Source organism: Vibrio sp. 1731, assembly GCF_033339955.1.
Taxonomy (GTDB): Bacteria; Pseudomonadota; Gammaproteobacteria; order Enterobacterales; family Vibrionaceae; genus Vibrio; species Vibrio alginolyticus.
On record NZ_JAWOVO010000001.1, the window covers coordinates 483,370 to 507,232 of the forward strand.

At 45.1% G+C, this 23,863-nt stretch carries 21 protein-coding genes; 11 read left to right on the forward strand and 10 right to left on the reverse strand.

The window, feature by feature from the left end:
* Positions 1 to 19 precede the first annotated feature (19 nt).
* Entirely contained in the window at positions 20 to 1,075 is a 1,056-nt protein-coding gene (locus tag R7035_RS02040; protein ID WP_256901052.1) for a hybrid-cluster NAD(P)-dependent oxidoreductase, read from the forward strand.
* Between the two features lie 183 nt (positions 1,076 to 1,258).
* Here the strand turns inward: R7035_RS02040 and R7035_RS02045 are convergent, their stop codons facing one another.
* From R7035_RS02045 to R7035_RS02055, 3 genes are all read right to left on the reverse strand, one after another.
* Positions 1,259 to 2,230, reverse strand: a complete 972-nt coding sequence (locus R7035_RS02045) for a class I SAM-dependent methyltransferase (protein ID WP_256901051.1) — start codon at positions 2,228 to 2,230, stop codon at positions 1,259 to 1,261.
* 31 nt (positions 2,231 to 2,261) lie between these two features.
* On the reverse strand, positions 2,262 to 2,954 hold the full coding sequence (locus tag R7035_RS02050) for a TIGR01621 family pseudouridine synthase (RefSeq protein WP_017634666.1): 693 nt from the start codon (positions 2,952 to 2,954) through the stop codon (positions 2,262 to 2,264).
* 82 nt (positions 2,955 to 3,036) lie between these two features.
* On the reverse strand, positions 3,037 to 4,407 hold the full coding sequence (locus R7035_RS02055; protein WP_042522154.1) for a sodium-dependent transporter: 1,371 nt from the start codon (positions 4,405 to 4,407) through the stop codon (positions 3,037 to 3,039).
* 430 nt (positions 4,408 to 4,837) lie between these two features.
* Here R7035_RS02055 and cls point away from each other — a divergent pair, with 430 nt between their 5' ends.
* The 4 genes from cls (at position 4,838) to R7035_RS02075 (ending at position 9,736) form a co-directional block, all read left to right on the forward strand.
* On the forward strand, positions 4,838 to 6,292 hold the full coding sequence (cls, locus tag R7035_RS02060) for a cardiolipin synthase (protein ID WP_017634667.1): 1,455 nt from the start codon (positions 4,838 to 4,840) through the stop codon (positions 6,290 to 6,292).
* A gap of 211 nt (positions 6,293 to 6,503) precedes the next feature.
* On the forward strand, positions 6,504 to 7,709 hold the full coding sequence (locus R7035_RS02065) for a cystathionine beta-lyase (protein ID WP_318145945.1): 1,206 nt from the start codon (positions 6,504 to 6,506) through the stop codon (positions 7,707 to 7,709).
* 248 nt (positions 7,710 to 7,957) lie between these two features.
* Positions 7,958 to 8,863 carry an esterase/lipase family protein gene (locus R7035_RS02070; RefSeq protein WP_005378107.1) on the forward strand — a complete coding sequence of 302 codons (906 nt, stop codon included), beginning with the start codon at positions 7,958 to 7,960 and terminating at the stop codon, positions 8,861 to 8,863.
* A 12-nt stretch (positions 8,864 to 8,875) separates the two neighbouring features.
* Positions 8,876 to 9,736: a lipase secretion chaperone gene (locus tag R7035_RS02075; protein ID WP_025766863.1), complete on the forward strand. Its 861-nt coding sequence runs from the start codon at positions 8,876 to 8,878 to the stop codon at positions 9,734 to 9,736.
* A 24-nt stretch (positions 9,737 to 9,760) separates the two neighbouring features.
* Here R7035_RS02075 and R7035_RS02080 read toward each other — a convergent pair whose 3' ends face one another.
* The 7 genes from R7035_RS02080 to pspA form a co-directional block, all read right to left on the reverse strand.
* A complete protein-coding gene (locus R7035_RS02080; RefSeq protein ID WP_005378109.1) occupies positions 9,761 to 10,327 on the reverse strand; it encodes a DNA-3-methyladenine glycosylase I in 567 nt (188 codons plus the stop codon).
* Between the two features lie 72 nt (positions 10,328 to 10,399).
* Positions 10,400 to 13,510 carry an efflux RND transporter permease subunit VmeI gene (gene vmeI, locus R7035_RS02085; RefSeq protein WP_132936570.1) on the reverse strand — a complete coding sequence of 1,037 codons (3,111 nt, stop codon included), beginning with the start codon at positions 13,508 to 13,510 and terminating at the stop codon, positions 10,400 to 10,402.
* Complete coding sequence (locus tag R7035_RS02090) at positions 13,507 to 14,604, reverse strand: efflux RND transporter periplasmic adaptor subunit (RefSeq protein ID WP_025766865.1); 1,098 nt, start codon at positions 14,602 to 14,604, stop codon at positions 13,507 to 13,509. The genes vmeI and R7035_RS02090 overlap by 4 nt, the downstream gene beginning before the upstream one ends.
* 1 nt (position 14,605) lies before the next feature.
* Positions 14,606 to 15,637, reverse strand: coding sequence for an efflux RND transporter periplasmic adaptor subunit (locus R7035_RS02095; RefSeq protein WP_025766866.1), 1,032 nt, complete (start codon positions 15,635 to 15,637; stop codon positions 14,606 to 14,608).
* 161 nt (positions 15,638 to 15,798) lie between these two features.
* A complete protein-coding gene (pspC, locus tag R7035_RS02100) occupies positions 15,799 to 16,188 on the reverse strand; it encodes an envelope stress response membrane protein PspC (protein WP_025766867.1) in 390 nt (129 codons plus the stop codon).
* Positions 16,181 to 16,414, reverse strand: a complete 234-nt coding sequence (gene pspB, locus R7035_RS02105; protein ID WP_005378117.1) for an envelope stress response membrane protein PspB — start codon at positions 16,412 to 16,414, stop codon at positions 16,181 to 16,183. Before pspB ends, pspC begins: the two co-directional genes overlap by 8 nt.
* Positions 16,415 to 16,428: 14 nt before the next feature.
* On the reverse strand, positions 16,429 to 17,100 hold the full coding sequence (gene pspA / locus R7035_RS02110; RefSeq protein ID WP_005378119.1) for a phage shock protein PspA: 672 nt from the start codon (positions 17,098 to 17,100) through the stop codon (positions 16,429 to 16,431).
* Between the two features lie 232 nt (positions 17,101 to 17,332).
* Between pspA and pspF the strand changes: the two genes are divergently transcribed.
* From pspF to R7035_RS02140, 6 genes are all read left to right on the forward strand, one after another.
* Positions 17,333 to 18,340, forward strand: a complete 1,008-nt coding sequence (gene pspF, locus R7035_RS02115) for a phage shock protein operon transcriptional activator (protein ID WP_017820869.1) — start codon at positions 17,333 to 17,335, stop codon at positions 18,338 to 18,340.
* A gap of 205 nt (positions 18,341 to 18,545) precedes the next feature.
* On the forward strand, positions 18,546 to 20,165 hold the full coding sequence (sapA, locus tag R7035_RS02120) for an ABC transporter substrate-binding protein SapA (RefSeq protein WP_262651836.1): 1,620 nt from the start codon (positions 18,546 to 18,548) through the stop codon (positions 20,163 to 20,165).
* A complete protein-coding gene (locus R7035_RS02125; protein ID WP_005378122.1) occupies positions 20,165 to 21,127 on the forward strand; it encodes an ABC transporter permease in 963 nt (320 codons plus the stop codon). The genes sapA and R7035_RS02125 overlap by 1 nt, the downstream gene beginning before the upstream one ends.
* Positions 21,114 to 22,001, forward strand: coding sequence for an ABC transporter permease subunit (locus R7035_RS02130; RefSeq protein ID WP_005378123.1), 888 nt, complete (start codon positions 21,114 to 21,116; stop codon positions 21,999 to 22,001). The genes R7035_RS02125 and R7035_RS02130 overlap by 14 nt, the downstream gene beginning before the upstream one ends.
* Positions 22,001 to 22,996 carry an oligopeptide/dipeptide ABC transporter ATP-binding protein gene (locus tag R7035_RS02135; RefSeq protein WP_005378126.1) on the forward strand — a complete coding sequence of 332 codons (996 nt, stop codon included), beginning with the start codon at positions 22,001 to 22,003 and terminating at the stop codon, positions 22,994 to 22,996. Before R7035_RS02130 ends, R7035_RS02135 begins: the two co-directional genes overlap by 1 nt.
* Positions 22,993 to 23,784, forward strand: coding sequence for an ATP-binding cassette domain-containing protein (locus tag R7035_RS02140; RefSeq protein ID WP_005393308.1), 792 nt, complete (start codon positions 22,993 to 22,995; stop codon positions 23,782 to 23,784). Before R7035_RS02135 ends, R7035_RS02140 begins: the two co-directional genes overlap by 4 nt.
* The last annotated feature ends 79 nt before the right edge of the window (positions 23,785 to 23,863 follow it).

The window sequence follows — 23,863 nt, forward strand, 5'->3', positions numbered from 1 at the left end:
CACAACCAAAGAGATTGTTATGTTTTTTGAATGGCAAGGTAACCAACCCGTCACACTCCGTTGCATCGACAAATACTTCGAAACACACGACACCGTCAGCATCAAATTGGCCGAACTAACCGAATCACTTCTGTTTCAGTTTAAACCTGGCCAGTTTATTAACTTGGGCGTCGAAATTGATGGAAAAATGGAGTTTCGTGCCTATTCAATCAGCTCGATCAATGAAGACGATCACCTTCAACTCACCATCAAACGAGTATCTGGCGGTAAAGTATCGAACTACATCGTTGACTCGCTGCTGCTCGGTGATACCGTTCAAGCATTACCACCAACGGGCGAATTTAACTGCATCGACCATCCACCCGTGTTACGTGATGGCGAAACAAAAGCCTTGCTTATCAGTGCAGGTTGCGGCGTCACGCCCGTATTTTCGATGGCAAAGCACTGGCTGAGTAATCAAGATGAAAACGAAAACGATGTGGACATCGCATTTCTTCATATCGCACGCAGCCCAGAAGAGACGATTTACTACGATCAGCTAGAAACGTTAGACGCCGTATATCCCAACTTCCATTTAAAGCTGTTGCTGAAAAACCGCGAAGGAACGTCACACCCACAAGGTCGTTTGAATGCCGACTGGATTAAAGAGCTTGTTCCTGATTTCAAGCAACGCACCGTTTACCTGTGTGGTCCAAGCCAGTTTATGCAAGATGTTCACGGCTATTTGAATGATCTTGGTTTTGAAATGACGAACTTCTACCAAGAGAGTTTTACGCCAGCGACTGGCGCAGAATCATCGGTCTCCGATGAGACGGTTAACGTTTCTGTTCCTGATTTTGCTCAAAGCATCGATGCGCAAAAAGGTCAGGTACTGGCCGATGTGCTCGAAGGCGCAGGTTTACCATTAATCGTCGCTTGTCGAAGCGGGATTTGTGGCTCGTGTAAATGCAAGGTTCGTAAAGGCAACGTCTCTTCCACCAGCCTAGAAACATTGACGCAAGAAGAAATTGAACAAGGCTATGTGCTCGCCTGCTCATCAACCATCGAAGCGGATCTTGAAGTGCAGATCGGTTAATGCTGCTGGTATCGATCTTTTATTGTTTCCCGTCATTCCGACGAGCCTAGGCGAGATCAGGAATCTAATATCAGCGTGTTAGGAATAACTCACTCTGATAATAGACTCTGAATCACACTCGCGTCTCGCTATTCAGATTAACGGGGTATCGTGGAAATGCCAGCCGTACTCAAACGGCTGGTATTATAGATAGGCACAACTTTCGTTTCGTCGCCATTGCTTCTCGCTAAACAGCAACACTTTCAATGCTGCTTCGCTGTCTACGTCTATAAACTCTGGTGGGTTATCCAGACGCTCACGGAATGTCAACTCTGGCGCTTCTTCTTTCATGCTCTCAATCAAGAAGTCGCTTGTCACAGATGGTGAGTTCACACATGCCATCACTTGACCGCCTTCTGCCAACAAATCCGGCAATCGACGTAGAATCTTTTTGTAGTCTTTAGTCAGCGCAAAGCTGCCTTTCTGGAATGAAGGCGGATCGATAATGATCAAGTCATACTGACCAGATTTCTTAATCTTACCCCAAGATTTAAAGATATCGTGTCCCATAAAGCTTACCTGGTTGATGTTATGACCATTTAGCTTGTGGTTCTCACGACCTTTAGACAGCGACGCTTTCGCCATGTCGACGTTAACCACTTTATCTGCGCCACCTGCAATGGCAGCGACAGAAAAGCCACAGGTGTAAGCAAACAAGTTAAGCACGTTCTTATGCTTCGCATTTTCGCGTACCCAATCACGACCGTAGCGCATGTCCAAAAACAGACCGAAGTTTTGGTTGCGGCCAATATCCAATTGGTATTTCAAACCACTTTCTTCAACGACAGGGCGAGCGTCTAATTCACCGACAAGCACTTCTGAAGGCGCACCATCGGCATAACGGTGCTGAAGAACCATAGTGCGACCTTGCTTGTCTGCCCACAGTGGTGATAGTGCCAACGCATTGAGGCCGCTTTTCAGCTCAGCGAGAAACGCGTCGTCGACTTCTTTAAACAAGTTGATGATCAACTGACCTTGTAACCAGTCACAGGTGATTTGCTCTAGGCCCTCAAAACGACGACCACGACCATGAAACAGTCGACGAATTTCATTCGGAGCTTGCGCGAGCTCGGTTTCTAGATGCTGAAAAAACAGCGAAAGTTGTGATGCTTGCATCGAGTTCTCTTATTAGTTTTCTTTGTGACGGTTATTTGATCGTAGGCCAGTTCAGTTCCCAGGGGGAAAGCCAAGTATCCAAACCCTGAGAGACGGTTTCACTGTGCCATTTGTTACCAAGCACTTTGTATTCTCGTGGATCGCAAACAAAGCGATATTGCTCATCTCGGTATTGGAAGCAAAGTGAAAATGCGTGCAGATAACCGCGATCAGCCTCATTGCCTGCATTGTAAATCGGGTCGCCAACAATACCTGAGCCAACCGATTTTAATGCCACGCGGATTTGATGCGTTTTACCAGTGTGTGGCTTACATAAAAATAGGCGCTCTCCGGGCTCTGCCGCAAGAGAGAAAAACTGGGTAACGGCTGGGTTATTTTTGCTGTTGACCAGCTTCCATGATGAACGGCGCGAACGCTCCATATCACCAACGACCAAACCTTGTTTCTTTTTCGGCTTTTTAGAGCCAATCGCCAGATAGAACTTTTCCACTTGGCGGTCAGCAAAAGCTTGCGATAACGCACTGGCCGCTTTGGCGTTGCGTCCGAGGAGCAGAATACCCGATGTCATTTTATCCAAGCGATGGATAAGATAGAGCTGCTGCTCACCACTCTGCTTAGCCACTTCTTGCAGCAGCATTGTGTCGCCATCGTCTTTATGAACAGAGACGTTGGGATGCTTATTGATGATCAGAAAATCGGGATGGGTATGTAGAATATCGAACATAAAAAACTGGCTCCACGTTTGGAGCCAGCAGTATACATAAGTTACCGGACAAAGCTATCGAGGCTTGCCCCCAAGGTCTTTGCTAAAGCTTCTTCGAGAAAATGCCAGCAAGACCAATGATTGCGATACCCAGCAGCATGATTTCACCTTTGCCACTATCAAAGCCAGACTTAATCCCCATGAAGGCAACAATAGCAATCGCAACAGGAATCAGGTATTTAACTAGGTTGTACCACAATCCAAATAACGGGAAGGATACTTCGCCGTCATTAGTGATCTCTTTTTCTAGCTCAGCACGGCTTAGGCGCCATCCAGCAAAGATACAAACCAACATACCACCAACCGCTAAGAAGATTTTGTCCGTTAGTAAGTCAAAGATATCAAAGGCACCGGTACCAAACAGCGTTGGTCCCATTCCACCTAACGATAGTGACGCAAAAATACATAATGCCGCCATAACTGCACTTGCAGACAGAACAGCGTTAGAGCGCTTCATGCCTTTCTCGTCGATTAGGTAAGACACGACAACTTCCAATAATGATACTGAAGAAGTTAATGCCGCCACCGTCAAACCGATGAAAAATAGCAACGCGAATAGCAACCCAATTACTCCGCCCATTTCAGCAAATAGCTGAGGAACGACAACAAATACAAGACCAGGGCCTGCCGCAGGCTCCATGCCAAAGGCAAACATAGCTGGGAACATAGCAACACCAGCAAGAATCGCGACACCAGTATCCATCGCTGTAACCATACCGGTTGTTTGAACTAGGTTCTCTTTCTTCTTCAGGTAAGAACCGTACGTCATCATACAACCCATACCTAAGCTAAGTGAGAAGAACGCTTGCCCTAGTGCAGCAAGAACCACGTTGCTGTCGACTTTAGAAAAGTCGGGCATGAATAAGAACTCAAGGCCAGCCATTGCACCTGGCAGCATTAAGCCCTTAACAGAAACAACGATTAGGATTAAGAACAGAAGCGGCATCAGAACCTTACCGGCTTTCTCAATACCACCCGAAATCCCTTTCATCACAATCATGACGTTAAGGAACAGGTAAACACCCATCCACATTAAAGGTTGAATCGGATCTGAGATGAAACCGCCAAAGCTGTCGCCAATTGCTTCTGGCGCGCTGAGTAGACCACCGCCCACTTTAAAGATGTAGGCCAATGCCCAACCACCAACCACTGGGTAGAAGCCCATGATCAAAAGACCACTGAAGACTCCCATAACGCCAGTGAACGTCCAGCGTCGGTCAGTTGTTTTGAATGCACCTACGGCAGAAAGACCTGTCTTACGACCAATAGCGAACTCTGTCAGCATCACGCTAAAGCCGATAAAAATAACAAAGATAAGGTAGATAGCAACGAATGCACCGCCGCCACTCTCACCCGCTGTGTAAGGGAATTTCCATATATTGCCTAAACCGACAGCGGAACCCGCTGCTGCCATTACGAAGCCTAGTTTAGACCCCCACGTATCACGTGGTGCTGCTGTATTAGTTGTAGCCACGCTTTTTCTCCAAAATTAGTTTGTTGTGTATGCATAGAGATAGGCGTCTAAAAAGTTTATGTAAAAATTATTGTACACTTATAAAATAAGCGTTCGACGCACTATGTCTAGAAAGTAAAGCAGCTCCCCTTTAAAATTGGAACCCCAAAAAAGTACATTTATCGCACAAGTGTCGAGTTACGCAGGTTAAATGCTGCTTTTTTATTCAAAAGTTAAAGAATGACCTTATTTTTCACATTAAAATAACAGAATCAGCTGTTATGAAATTTGTTCCTCATATAAGGTCAATCCCACGTCTAAATGGGAAATCTATTCCCCCAACCCACTTTTATGCTTAATATCCTAGAAGGGCATATTACTCTGAGCGTATATGGACAAGTTTTATCACTTTCTTACTTTAGCTGGCATCGGGCTATATTGGTTACTGGTCGCAGGTGTGACCATTCGTGTCGTTTTAAAGCGCCGTGCAGTGAGCGTGTCTTTAGCTTGGCTAATGATCATTTATATCCTTCCCGTTCTGGGTGTCGCGTGTTATTTCCTCTTCGGTGAACTGAACTTAGGCAGAAAACGGGCCGAACGCGCAAAAGAGATGTTTACACCATTCGAGAAGTGGTTCAGTCAGCTTAACGACTGTAACGCGCACAACCCAGAAACGATGGGAAGGCACATCTACCGAATTGATGAACTTTGTAACAACCGCCTTGGTCTTCCCGCATTGAGCGGTAATACATTGTCGCTGCAACAGTCACCTAATGAGATTTTGCATTCCATTATTGAAGACATCGAAAACGCGCAGAGCAGTATTCGAATGGTATTCTACATTTGGCATCCAGGTGGTTTGGCTGACTCTGTCGCTTCTGCGCTTATTCAAGCGGCTAAACGCGGCGTAGATGTCAAGCTATTGCTCGATTCAGCAGGTAGTCCACGTTTTTTCAGAAGTCCTTGGTATCGAATGATGCAGGATGCTGGAATTGAAGTTATTCAAGCGCTAGAAGTGAAGATGTGGCGTATTTTCTTACGTCGTCTTGATCTTCGCCAACATCGCAAGATCATCGTAATTGATGATGAAATTGCTTATACAGGTTCAATGAACTTGGTTGACCCGGCTTACTTCAAGCAAAATAGTGGCGTTGGGCATTGGGTGGATATCATGGTTCGCATTACAGGACCAACGGTAAACGTATTGAGTGCCATCCACTGTTGGGATTGGGAAGTCGAAACTGGCGAACGTCATTTACCAAGACTACCTGAATGCAAGATCGATGAGAGTGAATTCCAACACCCTATTCAGGTTGTGCCTTCTGGCCCAGGTATGCCGGAATATCTGATCTATCAAGTATTAACATTGGCAATAAACCAAGCCAATCGCTCGGTACGAATCACAACACCATATTTCGTGCCCAATGCTGATTTACTCGAAACGTTAAAGATGACAGCACAACGAGGCATTAACGTTGAACTCATTATTCCCCATAAAAATGACTCTATGATGGTGCAATGGGCTTCACGCGCTTTTTATAGTGAGCTCTTGAGTTCAGGGGTCAAGATTTATGAGTTTTATGGTGGTTTGCTGCATACAAAATCTGTCGTAATTGACGACCAATTCTGTTTAGTTGGCACCGTAAACATGGATATGCGCAGCTTGTGGCTGAACTTCGAAGTGACCCTCGCCGTTGATGACGAAGAGTTCACCAAGCAAATGTCTTGGTTACAAGATAGCTATATTAAGCAATCTCACACTGTTGTATTGGAAGAATGGGAGAAAAGGAGCCTATTTTCTCGGTTCTTAGAGCGAGTGTTCTATCTCTTCAACCCACTCCTCTAATACCTCAAATACACAGGCTAAAAAACCTCCAGCGCTACATGCATCCTGCTGGAGGTTTGTTCTTTTAGCTCCCTATCTACACGATACCTCTCGACATCATTACCTGTTCATCTTGGCTGTTATTGGCTGATAGTTGACTTTTCCCTTGCATAACCTACGTCGTCCATGTTTTAAATATTCAAAACCGCAATATTTAAGACAGGGAACTTTTATGTCAGAGGGAAAAAAAACCAAACTCATTACCGCTGGCCGCGATAAAAAGTGGACAAATGGTGTTGTAAACCCACCCGTTCAACGCGCTTCAACCGTGGTATTCAATACCGTTGCAGAAAAGAACCAAGCCACCATTAATCGTGCAAACAAAACATTGTTTTATGGTCGCCGAGGCACCAACACGCACTTTGCTTTCCAAGACGCAATGGTTGAGATTGAAGGTGGAGCTGGTTGCGCGCTTTACCCTTGTGGAACGGCAGCAATTTCAAACGCCATCCTCTCTTTCGTTGAAACTGGCGATCACATTCTAATGGTGGACACTTGTTACGAACCAACTCGTGACTTTTGTAACACCATAATGAAGAAAATGGGCATCGAAACCACCTATTATGACCCAATGAGCGGTGAAGGTATCCGAGACTTGATTCAGCCGAATACCAAAGTCCTTTTCTTGGAGTCTCCTGGTTCAATAACCATGGAAGTCCAAGATGTACCTACATTAGCGCGCATTGCCCACGAGCAAGATATCATCGTGATGCTTGACAACACATGGGGAGCAGGCGTGAACTTCTCTCCTTTCGAGCATGGCGTAGACATTTCCATTCAAGCGGCAACTAAGTATATTGTTGGACATTCAGATGTCATGCTAGGTACTGCTGTGGCTTCTGAAAAGTATTGGGATCAGCTTCGTGAACAAAGCTACCTGATGGGTCAGTGCGTTTCTCCTGACGACGCATACCTAGGTCTTCGAGGTATTCGCACGTTGGATGTTCGCCTAAGACAGCACGCAGAAAGCAGTTTAAAAGTCGCTCAGTGGCTCGCTTCTCGCCCAGAAGTTGATCATGTCCGCCATCCAGCTTTAGAAACAAGCCCTGGCCATGAGTTTTTCAAACGAGACTTCACAGGTGGAAACGGCTTGTTTTCATTTGTTCTCAAAACGTCTTATCCAAAAGCGACGACGGCTCTGCTTGATGGTATGAAACACTTCAGTATGGGTTACTCTTGGGGCGGTTATGAAAGCCTCATTCTAGCTAACGAACCTAAGAGCTTTAACAGCCTGAGAACCGTAGCTCACCCACACTTTGAAGGTACTTTGGTTCGTATTCATATTGGCTTAGAAGACGTAAATGACTTGATCGCTGATTTAGAGGCTGGTTTTGCGCGTTATAATGCCTTAATGCTTGAAAAAGAAGCCTCCCTATAACAATGATTGAATCGCCCTGCATTGCGGGGCGTTTTTATAACCCTATGACTTAATTAGAATTAACTAACATTCTCCCGAACCATTAATTAATGTTAATCATTTGTGTTGTTTTTCAATTGAGCAGTCACAGAATGAAATAATGTGCCATAAATAGGCTTTTCAAATTTAGAGTTTCTCTCCTACTTTTTATCATTCATAAGAGGTCATACCACAAGGAGATAGTTTTGAAACTCAAATTTATAGCGCTAATGCTTTTTACCTTAGTTACCGTCCCAATAACCTCCGTATACGCTGCAACAGGTTATACCCAAACCAAGTATCCGATTGTCTTGGTTCACGGCTTGTTTGGTTTTGATACCCTGGCAGGCGTTGATTACTTTTTCGGAATACCACATTCCTTAACAAAAGATGGTGCTAAAGTTTATGTTGCACAGGTATCCGCGACCAATAGCAGCGAAGTTCGAGGGGAGCAACTGCTTGCTCAAGTAGAAACCTTACTTGCAGCTACAGGCGCAGAGAAAGTCAATCTCATTGGTCACAGTCATGGTGGTCCAACAACGCGCTATGTTGCCTCTGTCCGTCCTGACCTAGTCGCATCAGTTACGAGTATAGGAGGCGTTAATAAAGGGTCTAAAGTAGCCGATTTAGTTCGTGGCACCGTATCTGAGGGTTCGGGGAGTGAGCAGCTCGCGGTAAAACTGGCGCAAGGTTTAACCACTCTTATTAATCTTCTATCAGGTGGTTCTGATCTCGACCAAGACCCTTTAGCCTCATTAGCAGCCTTGACCACGGAAGGATCATTGGCGTTTAACCAGCACTACCCAGAGGGAGTCCCTACCAGTGAATGTGGTAATGGCGACTTGCTAGCTTCAAATGGCGTTTATTACTACTCATGGACCGGATCATCCACTTTTACAAACGTTTTCGATCCGACTGACGCTGCCATGATGGTACTTGGCTTAGCCTTTGATGGGCCGAATGATGGCTTAGTTGGTGCGTGCAGCACACATTTAGGCAAAGTCATACGTGATGATTATCAAATGAACCATTTGGATGAAATTAACGGTCTACTCGGTATTCATCATCTTTTTGAAACCGATCCAGTCACGCTTTATCGCCAACATGCAAATCGTCTCAAACTTCAAGGTTTATAAGAGGTCATCACAATGAAGAAAGTCGCTCTCACCACTTTTATCCTGCTCTCGATATTTGGCGTGGGAGCGCTTTCTCTGTTGCAAAGCGACAAACAACAAGAGATAACCTCTAACCATTCGCCATCTCAGCAAGATATAGCCGCCGATGTCTCTTCCCCAAAAGATTTCTTCGAATATTCTCTTAGCCGGCTGGGCGAAGAAGATCTCGATACGATCAAAGCGGAAGTTAATGATGACACTTTAGCAAAGCAAACTCTGAATATTGATGCCCAACTTTTTCAAACCTACCTTTCCTACAAGCAAGCACTCTCTGCATTAGAGCCTTTTCAGCACAACCACCTAACGCTTGAACAGTTAACCATGCTGAATGAAGCAATACTGAACTTACAGCTTCAATACTTTAACGAGGTGCAGATAACCCTATTGTTTGACGAAGAAAACCGACTTCGCCAACTTGCTTTAGAAAAGCTGACGATTAAAACACAGGCATCGGATATCGAGAGTCAAACACACCTTCTTAATCAAGCGTTATCAGAACAACCGGATTACATACGAGAAAGTGAACGCAATAACGCATTAGCAAAGCAGCTCGAGCAAGCTTCTCAGCTTGGTTCACAAGACAAGTACATCGCCCGTGTTGCTCTGGTAGGAGATGCCGGAGCGCAGAGGCTGCAAAAGCTTGATGAGAAAAGAGCATCATTTGAGACTCAACTCGCCACTTACTTAAAGCAGCGTCAAAATATTCTGAATAGAGATTTTCTAGGGCAAGACGAAAAACAGGCAGAAATCATTGCTTTAAGAAAACAAAGCTTCGATGCCACTCAATGGCGTCGAATCGAAGCTTTGGAACGTATTCATGATAGCCAGAACTAACAACATTAGCTTAATAGCCAAACGTTACTTATTCTGCTTTTTAGGACATCCAACGATATGGTCATCCACCATGCCGACGGCTTGCATGAAAGCATAACAGATGGTTTCACCGACAAACTTGAAGCCTTTCTTTTTTAGGAATTTACTCATGGCTTTGGATTGCTCTGTCGAAGCTGGTACGTCACTCATATGTTGCCATTGATTGACGATTGGTTCGCCATCCACGAACTGCCACAACGCGTCTGATAAACTCCCGTATTCAGCAATTAACGCTTTGGCCGCTTTGGCATTACTGAATACCGAGTTAATCTTTCCGCGATGTCTCACAACATCGAAGTTTTCCACGATGTATTCAGCGCGTTCTTCATTTCTTTGTTCCAACGCATCTAGATCGTAATTCTCGAACGCTTCTCTGTAACCTTCGCGCTTTTTAAGGATGGTGATCCAACTAAGGCCAGCTTGCGCACCTTCCAACGTAATAAATTCAAACAGGACTTGGTCGTCATATACTGGCACGCCCCATTCGGAATCATGATATTCGCGCTCTAATGGGTGATTCATCGCCCACGCACACGTTTTTTGTTCTGTCATTATTCTTCCTTAAAAAGCGCCTCTAACTGATGAGCTAGAGGCGCGATATTTTTCATCGTTATATCAGTAGCACTAAGCCTGTTTCGGTACTGCCACTTTATGGAACAAACGATACAACACTGGCACGACAATCAGTGTCAGGACTGTCGCAAAACCCAAACCAAACATAATCGTAACCGCCATTGGTTTGAAGAAAATATCTGGCAACAGTGGGATCATACCAAGGATCGTCGTGATAGCAGCCATACAAACGGGACGGACGCGACTTACCGCAGCATCAACGACCGCGTCATAAGCCTCTTTACCGGACTTCATTTCAATTTCAATTTGGTCCAGTAATACGATGCCATTTTTGAGCACCATTCCCGATAAGCTTAAGAAGCCGAGCAATGCCATAAAACCAAACGGCGTGTTGAGTGCCAACAAACCAGTGGTGACGCCAATTAACGCCAGCGGCACGGTAAGCCAAACAATGAGTGGCTCTTTGATAGAGTTAAATAGGAATACAGTGATCAAGAACATGAACAAGTACCCCATTGGCATGGTAGTAAACAGCGACTCTTGAGCATCACCAGAAGATTCGTATTCACCACCCCACTCTAGTGAATAGCCAGGAGGCATTTGAATCGCTTCGATTTGGGGCTGTAAACGTTTTTGCAACGTCGATGCGGTTTCTTCACCTAGAATATCAGGGTCTGCCATCACAGTGAGCATACGCTTACGGTTCTTACGTACGATGATAGGATCCTCCCAACGCATGTCGTAACCCATTGTGACTTGTTGAAGTGGGATAAACTCACTCTGTGCTGGACTCCATATTTTCATGCCTTCGATGTTACGAATATCAATGCGCTCATCTTCTGGTAAACGAGCCACGATAGGCATGAGCGTCGTGCCGTCTCGGTAAAGGCCTATCGTCATTCCAGAGAATGACATGGACAAGAAGTCATCGACATCTGATTTTGTAATGCCATAGCGACGTGCCTGACTCTCGTTAAACTGAGGTTCAAGAACTTGGGTTCGTTCACGCCAATCATGCCTGATATTTGTTGCCTGAGGGTCGGCGTACATGATGTCCTTGACCTGAGCGGCTATCGTGCGAAGGACGGTTGGATCTGAGCCAATAATGCGAGCTTCAATTTTTGCACCACCACCAGGGCCTAACTCAATCTGTTTGAGCTTGTAATTGATTTCTGGGTAGTTGGCTTTTAAATACTCTCGAAACTTCGCCATTAATGGTTTTAACGCTTCGTAATTTTCCATACGAGTGGTTATCTCACCATAAGCCGCATAACTTTTCTCTGGCGCGTACGTTAACATGAAGCGCTGTAAGCCTTTACCCGCGGTCGTCGTGATATGGTCAACATGCTCTTGCTTAGCTAACCAACTTTCTAACTCTTTAAGCGTTGTGTTAGTTGCTCGAATATCAGTTCCTTCTGGCATCCATACATCTAACTGAAAAATCGGCGTTGTCGAAGATGGGAAAAACGCTTGCTTCACAAAGGTGAACCCGTAAACACTTGCCGCTAATCCCGCAATCAGCACCACAACGGTAAACCAAGCACGACGCATACAAAACTGAAGAAACTTTTTATAAATAACGAAAATAACCCCGTTATATGGATCATTTTCTTCCCCTTCACCTTGTTTAATCTTCTGGCCTTTAAAGAAGATGTCAGCAAAGAATGGTGTCAACGAGATAGCGGTAAACCAGCTCAACATTAAAGAGATCAGCAGAACCGTAAATAAAGTGCCACAGTATTCGCCCGTCGAGTCTTCAGACAGTCCAATTGGCGCAAATGCAGTTACCGCAATCACTGTTGCCCCAAGTAATGGCCACTTTGTTTGGGTAACAATGTCGGTCGCTGCTTGGAGTCGAGTTCGCCCTTTTTGAGTACCAATCAAAATCCCCTCAACCACGACGATTGCATTGTCCACCAGCATACCCAACGCGATAACCAAGGCACCTAATGAAATCCGCTGTAAATCTATCGCGAGATACTTCATGAAAATGAACGTACCCAACACCGTCAGCAGTAAAATTAAACCGATAAGCAGACCTGAACGTAGCCCCATAAAGAACAGAAGTACGATAATGACGATACCGACAGCTTGAGCCAAGCTGACAACAAAACCGCTAACCGATTTATCCACCTCTTTAGGCTGACTGTAAATTTCCGAGATTTCGATACCGACAGGTTGTTGATACTTTAGCTCGGCAAGGCGATGATCAAACGCTTTTCCGACTTCAACCACATTGACGCCTTCAGCAAAAGAAACACCCACGTTCAGTGCAAGGCTGCCGTTAAAATTAATAACATTACTCGGTACTTCTACATACCCGCGTTTTATTTCCGCCACATCTTTCAAGAAAATGAGCCCCTGAGCGCCCGACTCAGTAATTAACAAATCACCCAGCTCCTCCACACTCTGGAACTCGCCAGTCGGCTGAATTCTGATGTACTCGTCACCAATTCTGATCGCTCCTGCGTCAGAAACCACGTTTTGCGTCGAAAGAAGATTAAACACGGTATCCGGAGCAAGACCTATACTGCTCAGCTTTTTCATCGATACTTCGATGAAAACTTGTTCTTGTTGTTGCCCGGATACCGAAACTTTACTCACGCCATCAACCAGTTCGAGCTCTCGGCGTAAGTAATCGACGTAATCCAGTAGCTCTTTATAGCTATAACCGTCGCCAGTCACCGCTAACAAAATCCCGTAAACATCACCAAAATCATCGATCACTTGAGGTTCATTCACACCTGGAGGCAACGTCCCTTTAAGGTCGTTCACTTTACGGCGCAACTCATCCCAAATTTGTGGTAGATCATCAGGGCCATAATTGTTCTTCATCGTGACCGTGATTTGAGATAATCCCCGGCTAGAAATCGAATTTACTTCATCAACATAAGTAAGCTGCTGAATCGCTTTTTCGATTGGGTACGTCACTTCTTCTTCGACTTGTTGCGGTGTCGCACCAGGGTAAGAGGTCACTACCATCGCATCTTTAATAGTAAAAGCAGGGTCCTCAAGACGCCCTAAACCAAAGAATGCGGCGATACCACCAATCAAAAATATCAGTGCGACCATCCAACTGATGACGCGATTTCGGATGAAGTACGCAGCAATACCGGTCACATCATCATCACTTTGAGGCACTGATTTATTAAGATCGCTCATAGACCGACCTCCTGCGTAGCCATTTCCTGTATCACTTCCACTTTCATGCCATCCCTTAATCGAGAAACACCGGCAATCACGACTTTGTCTTTGAGCATGAGACCATCAAGGATTTGAATGGACGTTTTAGATGCCTTACCTGCTCGCACCTGTTTGCGCGATACCGTATTGTCGTCATTCAGTACCCAAACAAATTTGTTTTCGCGCCCCAGCTCGTCACCATCCGCATTAAAAATGGCTTCGATAGGAACATTAATTCCTAGGTTGAGATCAAGCCCAACATTCTCGTCTTTAGAAGTTACCTCAACAGCCATACCATCTAGGATGTACTCTTCTTCCGGCATAGGAAGCGACAGTGTGACAGTAAACGTACCTGTTGTTGGATCGGGCTCAGTCGTAAATTCTTTTACCGTCGCGTTATATTCGTTACCACTGGGCACGCGCACTAATGCTTTGATCGCGGTAAGCCTTTCTTCCGTTGGCGGTTGGTTCACATAGAGGCGGTCAGGAAGCTGAATCAACACTTCGACTCGCTCCAAGCTGTGAATATTAACGATATGCTGTCCGACTTGAACATTTTCGAATTGGTCGATATTAACTCGCGAAATAATCCCATCCACGGGCGCTTTTAAGGCAGTAAATGATAGACGAAGTTTGGCTAACTGAAGCTCAGCTAAGGCGATTTGTCGTTGTGCTGCAATTTCATCAAACTGAGACTTAGCTAATAGGCCTTTATCAACCAAAGGGCGTGAGCGGCGATACTGACTGTCGACAACAGAAAAACGCGCACTCGCATTATCTACATCCAACTCATAGTCAGTGGGATCTAGCGTTGCAATAACATCACCCTTCGTGACTTTGTCGCCCTCTTTTACCATGATGCGGCTGACTTCTCCTGCGACTCTGAAGCTCAAATGAGAGCGATCCGCTGCATTCGCAACCGCAGGGAAGTACAAGTTGTCGTCCACCTTGTTTCCCGCTAATGACGTAACCCTAACTCGTGGCGTTTCGAGCTCTTTTTCTGGCGCCTTATCCCCACAGCCGACGAGAAAAAGCGTTGAAAGTATAGTCGCTAGAGAGATGATTCCTTTCATATTACAGCCCTCTTTCCTTAATCCACGCTCTTACCTTAATTCCGGGTTCAATTACACTGACACCCGAGATAATGATTTGGTCGCCATCGCTAAGCCCGGCTAACACTTGATTTTTGTCATTCATCTCAATTGCGGCTTTGGACACAATGCCTTGCTCATCGACACGCCAAACGTATGTTTTGCCGTTCTCTTCTAGCAACGCGGAGTTAGGAATCTTTGTCGCTCCTGCACTTTTGGACAGGAGGTAAGCATTGCCAGACATTCCCGGCAAAAGGCCTATTTCTGCTGGTCGCTCCATGACCATCGTGACTTTGTAACTGCCCGTTTTAGGATCGGCCTCTGTATCGATTTCCTGAAAGGTTAAGTCAAAGGCTTGCTCGGGGAACGCATCAAATATCATTCTGGCAGAGACATCGCTCCCCTGCGTGTAACGATTTAGAAGATAGTCTGGGATTTGGAATATCACTTTGAGGAGTTGGTTGGACTGAATATTCATCACCCCTTCTTTCGCGGCAACATATTCATGGTTTTCTGCTGGAATGTACGAAATGGTGCCATCATATGGCGCGACAAGTTTGGTATACCTTAAGTTTGCCTTTGCTTGATTCCATTGAGCTTTTGCCGAGTTGTGATTCGCTTTTGCCTCATCAAAATCTTGCTCAGATACTACTTGGTCTTTACGTAGCTTTTGGTATCGCTTGTATTGCACATCTGCGAGCAAAAAATTTGCCCGAGCTTGCTGTTCGAGCAGAGAATATTCATCTGGTTTTAATGACGCCAAAACATCACCTTTACTAACGACTTGACCTTCATTCACTTCTATCGTTTGAAGAAGCCCAGGAACTCGAAATGTCAGTACTGCTCTATCGCCAGCTTCCGTCGTGGCAGGAAAATGTCGCTCAAACTGGGCATTGCCAACAGATACTGTAAATAGCTTAGCAGGGCGTGATTCAGGTTCAGGAACAGGAGGAAGTTCTTTACCGCACCCCGACAAGACAGCCGAGATGGCAATAGGAATGAGCAATTTTCTCATTACATTCATCCATAAAAATTGGGGGATTATTTTTAAAGTAGATGAATTTTGAACGAACTTCCAGAGCAGAAAAGATTAATAGTGCTTTAAAATTAGTAATTTGTGATAAAAAAGCAGGCTTTATGCCTGCTTCAGTTAAATCTTCTTTGGATACAAAATGCCTAGAGCTTACTGAATTCTCTGTTCACCCTATATGTATCAGACGTAACATAAGCTTCCATGTTACGAATTTTGCCATCAAGACGGTCAAAATCCCTTTCCAACACACTGAGCAGTTGATCAGGGCTTTGCCCTTTCTGCCAAGGCTTACTTTTGAGCGTATGCTCTTGCTGCGCTCTGATATTTTCAGAATACGTTACTGGTTGCTTTTCTAACATAAACGCCATCGCGATGTACGCTAACAATACCAAAAACGTACCACCTAACAGCGCTGCAGAAATCACTACAATACGAATCAACCAAACTTCTGCACCAAAGTAGTTGGCAATTCCGGCGCAAACACCGGAGATTTTGCCATTTACTGGATCACGATACAGTTCTCGATTATTCATACTTTCGTCTCCATGTTGGTGACTCAGCATCCAAGATGCGCTCCAATGTATCAACTCGGGACTGCATCGCTTCCGCTTTTTCAGATAGTACCTGAAGGCGCTCTAAATCTTGGCTCGACAGTGCACTATCTGTTTTGCGTTTGCTGCGATAGTGTAAGAAGAGCCATAGTGGAGCGACAAAGATTAAAAAGACAATCACTGGTCCTGCTATAAAAAATGCCGACATAAATGGCTCCTTTCTTATTTATCTTTCGATGACATCTGTTCTTTCAGTTTTGCCAACTCTTTTTCAATTTCGTCTTGTGCCTGCAACTCTGCAAACTCTTGTTCTAGCGATTTAGCATTACCAGTTTGAGCATATAGGTCTGCTTCCGCTTCCATTTCATCCACTTTACGTGAGTACTGCTCAAATTTCGCCATCGCTTCATTAGTACGGCTAGTGTGCAGGTGTTTTTGTACATCACGACGGTTAGATGCAGTTTGGTTACGAATTGCTAGTGCTTGCTGTTTTGCGCGCGTTTCAGCAATTTTGCTTTCCAACTTACCAATCTCGCCAGTAAGCTTATCGATCGTTTCTTCCACTAAGGTTTGCTCAGTGTGGAGGCCTTTAATTACTTGCTCTAGCTTTTGCTTTTCAATTAATGCTGCACGAGCTAGATCTTCGCGCTCTTTAACTAATGCTAAGCTCGCTTTTTGACCCCATTCGCCAATTTGCTCTTCTAACGTTTCAACCTTACGAGCCAACTCTTTCTTGTCTGCAATCGCTTTAGCCGAGTTAGTACGCACTTCAACAAGTGTGTCTTCCATTTCTTGAATGATAAGACGGATCATTTTTTCAGGATCTTCCGCCTTGTCCAGTAATGCACTGATGTTTGAGTTAACGATATCTGCAAATCGAGAAAAAATACCCATAACGGAACTCCTCTTTTTTCCTATTAAAACTCGACAAGGTGGTGATTAACCTTGTGTCTCCCTGAATATATAACAAGTAACGTGCCAACTTATAATTTTCTTTTAAATCAGAGCGTTATTCATTTTGTTGTCGTTACACACTATTGTGCTATGATGTTTTTCACCAACTGTTGGTGAAATTTACCAACTCTATCTCTAAATCATGGCTCGGCTGTTAAATAAGAAGGACTTTATGAAGCAAAACCTGATTGGTGAATCACCTGCTTTTCTCGCTGTACTAGATAAAGTATCACAACTTGCACCCATTGAGCGCCCTGTCCTCATCATTGGTGAACGAGGTACGGGTAAAGAACTCATCGCTCAGCGTTTGCATTATTTATCAAGACGTTGGGATAAACCACTACTATCACTCAACTGTGCGACATTAAGCGAAGGGCTAATAGATTCCGAATTGTTTGGACATGAATCCGGCTCCTTCACGGGCTCTAAAGGTAAGCATAAAGGGCGTTTCGAGCGTGCCGAGGGCGGTACTTTGTTTCTTGACGAACTGGCAACCGCACCACTTTTAGTTCAAGAAAAGCTATTACGTGTCATTGAATATGGTGAATATGAGCGAGTTGGCGGTCATACCGCTCTCAATGCGGATGTTCGACTTGTTTGTGCAACCAATGCCGACCTACCAAAATTAGCAGAGCAAGGTGATTTTCGTGCAGATCTGCTCGACAGGCTAGCCTTCGATGTCATTATGTTACCGCCTCTTCGCGAGCGCAAAGAAGACATTCTCTCTTTAGCAGAGCACTACGCGATGAAAATGTGTCGTGAACTGCAACTGGAATACTTTGTCGGTTTTACCCCAAAAGCGCAGCAGTCGCTTATTGAATATGAATGGCCCGGTAACGTCCGCGAACTAAAAAACGTGATTGAACGTGCGATTTACCAACATGGTCTGAATGCTCACCCAATTGATGAACTGGTTTTCAATCCTTTTGAAACGGTTTGGCACAGCGCGCTTGGCCATAGTGCAAAACAAGCAGAGCAACAAGAAGAGGAAGCATCAAGCAACACCATCCAATTCCCTCTAGACTATAAACAATGGCAAGAGGAACAAGATATCCATTTACTCAATCGTGCATTGGAAGAAGCCAAGTTTAATCAACGACAAGCAGCCGAGCTACTTGGCTTGAGCTATCACCAATTACGAGGGATGGTTAGAAAATATGGTTTGGTCGGACAAAGCTAACTTGACCGAGAGTACTCAATCAATACACGAGCTCGTGACTGCGCTCTAATTCGCATGCATTTATGGCATAACACCTTACAGTGTATGGATTTTATGTTTGGAGCGAGTTCACAAAGGTGATAAATTAGCGAGATCATTTTCGCTTGTTAGCTTTGAAAGAGTAAGATCAAACGAAACGAGCAAGATCCAATGAACATTTCATATTATGAATACTTTTATAAGATTATCGCTGAGCCTTATTGGGATTAGCCTACTGACCGCTTGTGGCGATGAAATTGACCACAATGATATTCGCAAAGCTGGCTTTGTGTTTTGCGGGCAAGGTAAGCCGACCACGTTTAACCCTCAGCTTATTGATAGCGGTATTACCGCAGAGGCTCTGAGCCCGCAGCTGTACGATACGCTGCTCACGCTCGATCCTAAATCACATCAGCCCGTGGCAAGCATCGCCGAGAGTTGGTCAGTAAATGAATCAGGGACGGAATACACGTTTAAGCTTAAACGTGGTGTTAAATTCCAAACCACGCCTTGGTTCACACCCACTCGCCCATTGAATGCAAAAGATGTGGTATTTAGCTTCAAGCGAATCATCGATGTAGACCATCCTTTTCACCAAGTAGGTGGTGGTTTTTATCCATGGTTTGCAGGGTTAGATTTTCAAAACCTACTCCAAGACGTGGTTGCAATAGATGAGCATACGGTAAGGTTTACGTTATCTCAGCCAAACTTTTCTTTCTTGGCCAATATTGCCACCAGCCATGCGGTTATCTTGTCTGCGGAGTACGGACAGCAATTGGCTGCAAAAGATCATAAAGAAGAAATCGACCAACTTCCTATCGGTACCGGCCCTTATCAATTAAAAGAGTACCAAGTGAACGATTTGATTCGATTAGAGCGTCATTCTAATTACTGGAAGTCACCAGCAAAAATGGAACAAGTGGTGTTCGATATCTCTCACAGAGGCACGGGTACATTAGCTAAACTTTTAAGAAACGAGTGTGACGTACTCTCTTCACCTATTTCGAGCCAAATACCTGTCATTCAAGAAAATGACAACCTTGAGCTGACGGCTACACCAGCTAACAACGTTTCCTTTATTGCGATAAACACAGAAACCACCGCGCTGAGTGATGCTCGAGTTCGCCAAGCACTTAACTTAGCGATCAACCGTCAAAATATTTTAGATTCGGTTTACTACGGAACTGGCTCCCAAGCTTATACCTTGCTACCACCAAATTCATGGGCTTATCAAAAAGACAGCGTAAAAATTCGTTATGACCGGAATTATGCATTGGCACTACTTCGAGATGCAGGCTACGAAGACGGCCTAGAATTGACCATGTGGGTACCACTTGAACCACGTGCTTTTAACCCAAGCCCTCGCAAGACCGCAGAGCTAATCCAAGCGAATTTTGCCGATATTGGGGTTAAATTAACGCTACTGACCGATGATAGGTTTGAACGTGTGGATTTGGAGAACATCAACGATATCGATTTACTTTTAACAGGTTGGATTGGTGATACCGGGGATCCTGACAACTTTTTCCGCCCTTTATTATCTTGCGAGTCTGACCGCGTTGGCCTTAACGTGTCCATGTGGTGTAACGATGACTTCGATTTCTTGCTCGATTTGGCGTTAGAAACTCAAGAACCGCGTTACCGTTTGAACCTATATCGCCAAGCACAGAACATTTTGAATCAAGAGTTCCCGGTTATTCCTCTGGCGCATGGCGTGCAGTTCCGTGTGCACGACAAATCGCTGACAGGCTTCAAATCAAGCCCTTTCAATGCCCAACCGTTTGATAGAGTTGAGAGAATTCACTGATGTTTTGGTATACCGTTCGACGCTTTAACCTATTTATCATCACTTTGATGATCCTTACATTAGTGGGTTTTTCTCTGCTTCGCCTTGACCCTCTCTCGCACTGGGCAAACGTTGATTTTTGGTCTGGTTGGCAAACTTACTTAATCAACCTTTCTCAGCTTGATTTTGGCATAAGTAAAAACGGCAACGCGATTTATGACGAGCTCGCCGTCGTATTCCCTGCCACTTTGGAACTGTGCTTTTTTGCCTTTTTGGTGTCCCTTTTGATCGGTATTCCACTTGGAACCGTGGCTGGGATGAAGCAAGGTAAATGGCTCGACACCAGCATTTCATTCATGTCGATGTCTGGTTATTCCGCCCCAATTTTTTGGGTAGCTCTGCTACTTATCATGGTCTTTTCATTGGAATACCAACTCTTTCCCGTTGCGGGACGGTATGATTTACTTTACGAAATTGATCATGTAACCGGGTTTGCCATTATCGACGCATTCATGGCGAAAGGCGAATACCGCGCTCACGCACTGCAAAGCGTTATTGAGCATATGGTACTGCCATGTTTGGTGCTCGCTTTGGCTCCAACCACCCAGGTTGTCGGACTAATGCGCTCCTCGGTAGCGGAAGTGATGAGCCAAAACTACATCCGTGCAGCGAGAATCAAAGGTCTTTCGAACCGCGAAATCGTAACTCAACATGTATTGCGGAATGCGATACCGCCTATCATTCCCAAAGTTGGTGTTCAACTTTCGAGTATGATTACCTTAGCTATCATCACGGAGTCTATTTTTAACTGGCCAGGTATTGGTCGTTGGCTTTTAGATGCGCTAGCAAGCCAAGACTATGCATCTATCCAAGCTGGCGTGATGGTACTTGCGACTTTGGTTCTTACCGCTAACATTCTCTCGGATTTGATTGGCGCGATGATTAACCCTTTAGTTCGAAAGGAATGGTATGCTAACAAATAACGTTTATCAGGAAGAACGCATTCCAACACAGTTTGAGCGTTTTTGGCGAAGCTACCGTGCCAACGGACTAGCCATGTTTGGCTTGTGGTGCTTGGTGTTTATCGTCCTTATTACCATTTTTGCCCCCCTACTTGCACCATTTGACGCCCAAGCACAGTCAGGTGAGTTGCTTGTGCCGCCATCATGGGCCCCAGCAGGAACGGTTGATTACTTTTTGGGGACCGATGACTTAGGTAGAGATATTCTTTCGCGCCTGATTATGGGCTCTCAGCTAACATTTGGCGCTGCTGTCGCCATCACCGCAATTGCTGCCGTTGTAGGCTGTTTAATTGGCGTATTGGCAGGTATGACGAAAGGCTTACTTTCGAGTACTCTCAACCACTTGCTCGATACCGTCATGTCGATCCCGTCGCTCTTATTAGCAATCATTTTTGTGGCATTTCTAGGCTTTGGTGGGTTCAATATTTTACTCGCAATCTGCTTGGCTTTGATTCCGCGTTTTATTCGCTCCGTTTATATCGCAGTCCACACCGAAGTTGAAAAAGACTACATAATGGCAGCACGCCTTGATGGCGCTAATGATTTCTACTTACTGTGGAGTTCAATTCTTCCTAACATTCTGACGGTCATTGCCGCTGAAATCACACTCGCGCTCTCTGCTGCGATTTTAGATATTACGGCACTGGGTTTTCTTGGCCTAGGCGCACAGGCCCCAAGCACCGAGTGGGGAGCAATATTAGGTGACTCTGTCGAGCTTATTTATATTGCACCTTGGACAGTGACCCTACCCGGCCTGACCATCATGTTTACTGTTATTACCCTAAACTTAGTAGGTGAAGGTGTACGTCAAGCGCTTAATGCGGGGATCGAATAATGCCGTTGTTAGATATTCGACATTTGACCATTGAGATCGAAACACCTCAAGGGTTGGTCAAAGCCGTTGACCGAATGAGCCTAACTTTGAACGAAGGCGAAATTCGTGGTCTTGTAGGTGAGTCTGGTTCAGGGAAAAGCTTAGTTGCAAAAGCGATTGTCGGGGTAAGTAAAGATAACTGGCGCATCACCGCAGACCGTATGCGCCTTGGCAATATTGACTTGCTTCAGCTTACACCAAAAGAGCGTCGGCGCGTCATTGCTCGTGATATTGCGATGATTTTCCAAGAACCTTCAACTTGTCTTGACCCTTCAGAGGAAGTCGGGCGTCAATTGATTGAATCCATTCCATCTCGCGCATTTGAAGGGAAATGGTGGGAGCGATTTAAATGGCGTAAAAAACAGGCCATCGCGCTTTTGCATAAAGTGGGTATTAAAGATCACAAGCGTTTAATGGGTAGCTACCCTTATGAACTGACTGATGGTGAGTGTCAAAAAGTCATGATTGCCATGGCGATAGCGACCAAACCAAAGTTGCTGATCGCAGATGAGCCAACCAACGACTTAGACCCGATTACCCAATCGCAAATTTTGCGTCTGTTGAGCCGCATGAACCAACTTAATAACACAACCATTCTGCTTATCGGCCACGACTTAGCGACCATAACACAGTGGGCAGGACGTATTACGGTAATGTATTGTGGTCAGTCGGTGGAGTCTGCCGATACCAGTAAAATCATTGCGGCACCCAAGCACCCGTACACCGATGCCTTGCTTAAAGCGATGCCTGACTTTAATGATTGGGTACCACACAAGCAAAAACTCCAATCCCTACCGGGCTCGATTCCGCCATTGCAGCATCTACCTATCGGTTGTCGCCTCGGACCACGTTGCCCATATGCGCAGAAACAATGTGTAGAAATTCCACACACCAGACGAATTAAGAATCATAAATTTAACTGCCACTTTCCATTGAACACGGAGAAAAAGTCATGAGTGCGTTACTTGAAGTCGATAATTTATCGAAGCAATTTGTTACGCGCTCCCGTCTGTTCAAACGCCAGGTTAATGAGGCAGTAAAACCGGTAAGCTTTACTTTAGAGCCAGGGCAAACTATTGGTTTTATTGGTCAAAACGGGTCAGGAAAATCCACACTAGCTCGTATGCTTGCTGGCGTTGTTGAACCAAGCTCCGGAGAGATCCGTGTGAATGGCGAACGATTGGAGCACAAAGATTACGCGACACGCTGCAAGCTCATCCGCATGATTTTCCAAGATCCAAACACATCGTTAAACCCACGTATCCAGATTGGTCGTATTTTAGAAGGTCCGCTAAAGCGAAATACCAACATGCCGCCAGATGCGCGCATGCAGCGTGTAAAGAACACCCTGCTCCGCGTAGGATTGCTGCCTGAGCACGCCTATTTTTATCCACAAATGCTAGCTGCCGGTCAAAAACAGCGCGTATGTTTGGCTCGTGCACTTATTCTTCAACCTTCCATCATTGTCGCTGATGAGGCGTTAAACGGTTTGGATATGGCAATGCGCTCGCAGATCATTAACTTATTCCTCGAGTTGCAAGAAGAGATGGGATTGTCATTTGTGTACGTGTCTCAGCACATTGGCATTGTTAAGCATATTACTGATAAAGTGATGGTGATGCATGAAGGTGAAGTGGTCGAGTTTGGCGAGACCAACCAAGTACTGACTCATCCCGAGCATCCTATTACTCAAAGACTAGTCGAAAGCCACTTTTATAAAGCGCCAAGCCATCAAACAAAATAGCTTATCAAAAATGTAATCGTGCAAATGTAAAGAAGCCTGCTTTAACGCAGGCTTCTTTATTGCATGGGGACTAATCAAA

What these genes read in the sequence shown, in the direction of transcription:
- R7035_RS02040 (WP_256901052.1), top strand. Translation starts at nt 20, where the DNA reads ATGTTTTTTGAATGGCAAGGTAACCAACCCGTCACACTCCGTTGCATC.
- R7035_RS02045 (WP_256901051.1), bottom strand. Translation starts at nt 2,230, where the DNA reads ATGCAAGCATCACAACTTTCGCTGTTTTTTCAGCATCTAGAAACCGAG.
- R7035_RS02050 (WP_017634666.1), bottom strand. Translation starts at nt 2,954, where the DNA reads ATGTTCGATATTCTACATACCCATCCCGATTTTCTGATCATCAATAAG.
- R7035_RS02055 (WP_042522154.1), bottom strand. Translation starts at nt 4,407, where the DNA reads ATGGCAGCAGCGGGTTCCGCTGTCGGTTTAGGCAATATATGGAAATTC.
- cls (WP_017634667.1), top strand. Translation starts at nt 4,838, where the DNA reads ATGGACAAGTTTTATCACTTTCTTACTTTAGCTGGCATCGGGCTATAT.
- R7035_RS02065 (WP_318145945.1), top strand. Translation starts at nt 6,504, where the DNA reads ATGTCAGAGGGAAAAAAAACCAAACTCATTACCGCTGGCCGCGATAAA.
- R7035_RS02070 (WP_005378107.1), top strand. Translation starts at nt 7,958, where the DNA reads ATGCTTTTTACCTTAGTTACCGTCCCAATAACCTCCGTATACGCTGCA.
- R7035_RS02075 (WP_025766863.1), top strand. Translation starts at nt 8,876, where the DNA reads ATGAAGAAAGTCGCTCTCACCACTTTTATCCTGCTCTCGATATTTGGC.
- R7035_RS02080 (WP_005378109.1), bottom strand. Translation starts at nt 10,327, where the DNA reads ATGACAGAACAAAAAACGTGTGCGTGGGCGATGAATCACCCATTAGAG.
- vmeI (WP_132936570.1), bottom strand. Translation starts at nt 13,510, where the DNA reads ATGAGCGATCTTAATAAATCAGTGCCTCAAAGTGATGATGATGTGACC.
- R7035_RS02090 (WP_025766865.1), bottom strand. Translation starts at nt 14,604, where the DNA reads ATGAAAGGAATCATCTCTCTAGCGACTATACTTTCAACGCTTTTTCTC.
- R7035_RS02095 (WP_025766866.1), bottom strand. Translation starts at nt 15,637, where the DNA reads ATGAGAAAATTGCTCATTCCTATTGCCATCTCGGCTGTCTTGTCGGGG.
- pspC (WP_025766867.1), bottom strand. Translation starts at nt 16,188, where the DNA reads ATGAATAATCGAGAACTGTATCGTGATCCAGTAAATGGCAAAATCTCC.
- pspB (WP_005378117.1), bottom strand. Translation starts at nt 16,414, where the DNA reads ATGTCGGCATTTTTTATAGCAGGACCAGTGATTGTCTTTTTAATCTTT.
- pspA (WP_005378119.1), bottom strand. Translation starts at nt 17,100, where the DNA reads ATGGGTATTTTTTCTCGATTTGCAGATATCGTTAACTCAAACATCAGT.
- pspF (WP_017820869.1), top strand. Translation starts at nt 17,333, where the DNA reads ATGAAGCAAAACCTGATTGGTGAATCACCTGCTTTTCTCGCTGTACTA.
- sapA (WP_262651836.1), top strand. Translation starts at nt 18,546, where the DNA reads ATGAATACTTTTATAAGATTATCGCTGAGCCTTATTGGGATTAGCCTA.
- R7035_RS02125 (WP_005378122.1), top strand. Translation starts at nt 20,165, where the DNA reads ATGTTTTGGTATACCGTTCGACGCTTTAACCTATTTATCATCACTTTG.
- R7035_RS02130 (WP_005378123.1), top strand. Translation starts at nt 21,114, where the DNA reads ATGCTAACAAATAACGTTTATCAGGAAGAACGCATTCCAACACAGTTT.
- R7035_RS02135 (WP_005378126.1), top strand. Translation starts at nt 22,001, where the DNA reads ATGCCGTTGTTAGATATTCGACATTTGACCATTGAGATCGAAACACCT.
- R7035_RS02140 (WP_005393308.1), top strand. Translation starts at nt 22,993, where the DNA reads ATGAGTGCGTTACTTGAAGTCGATAATTTATCGAAGCAATTTGTTACG.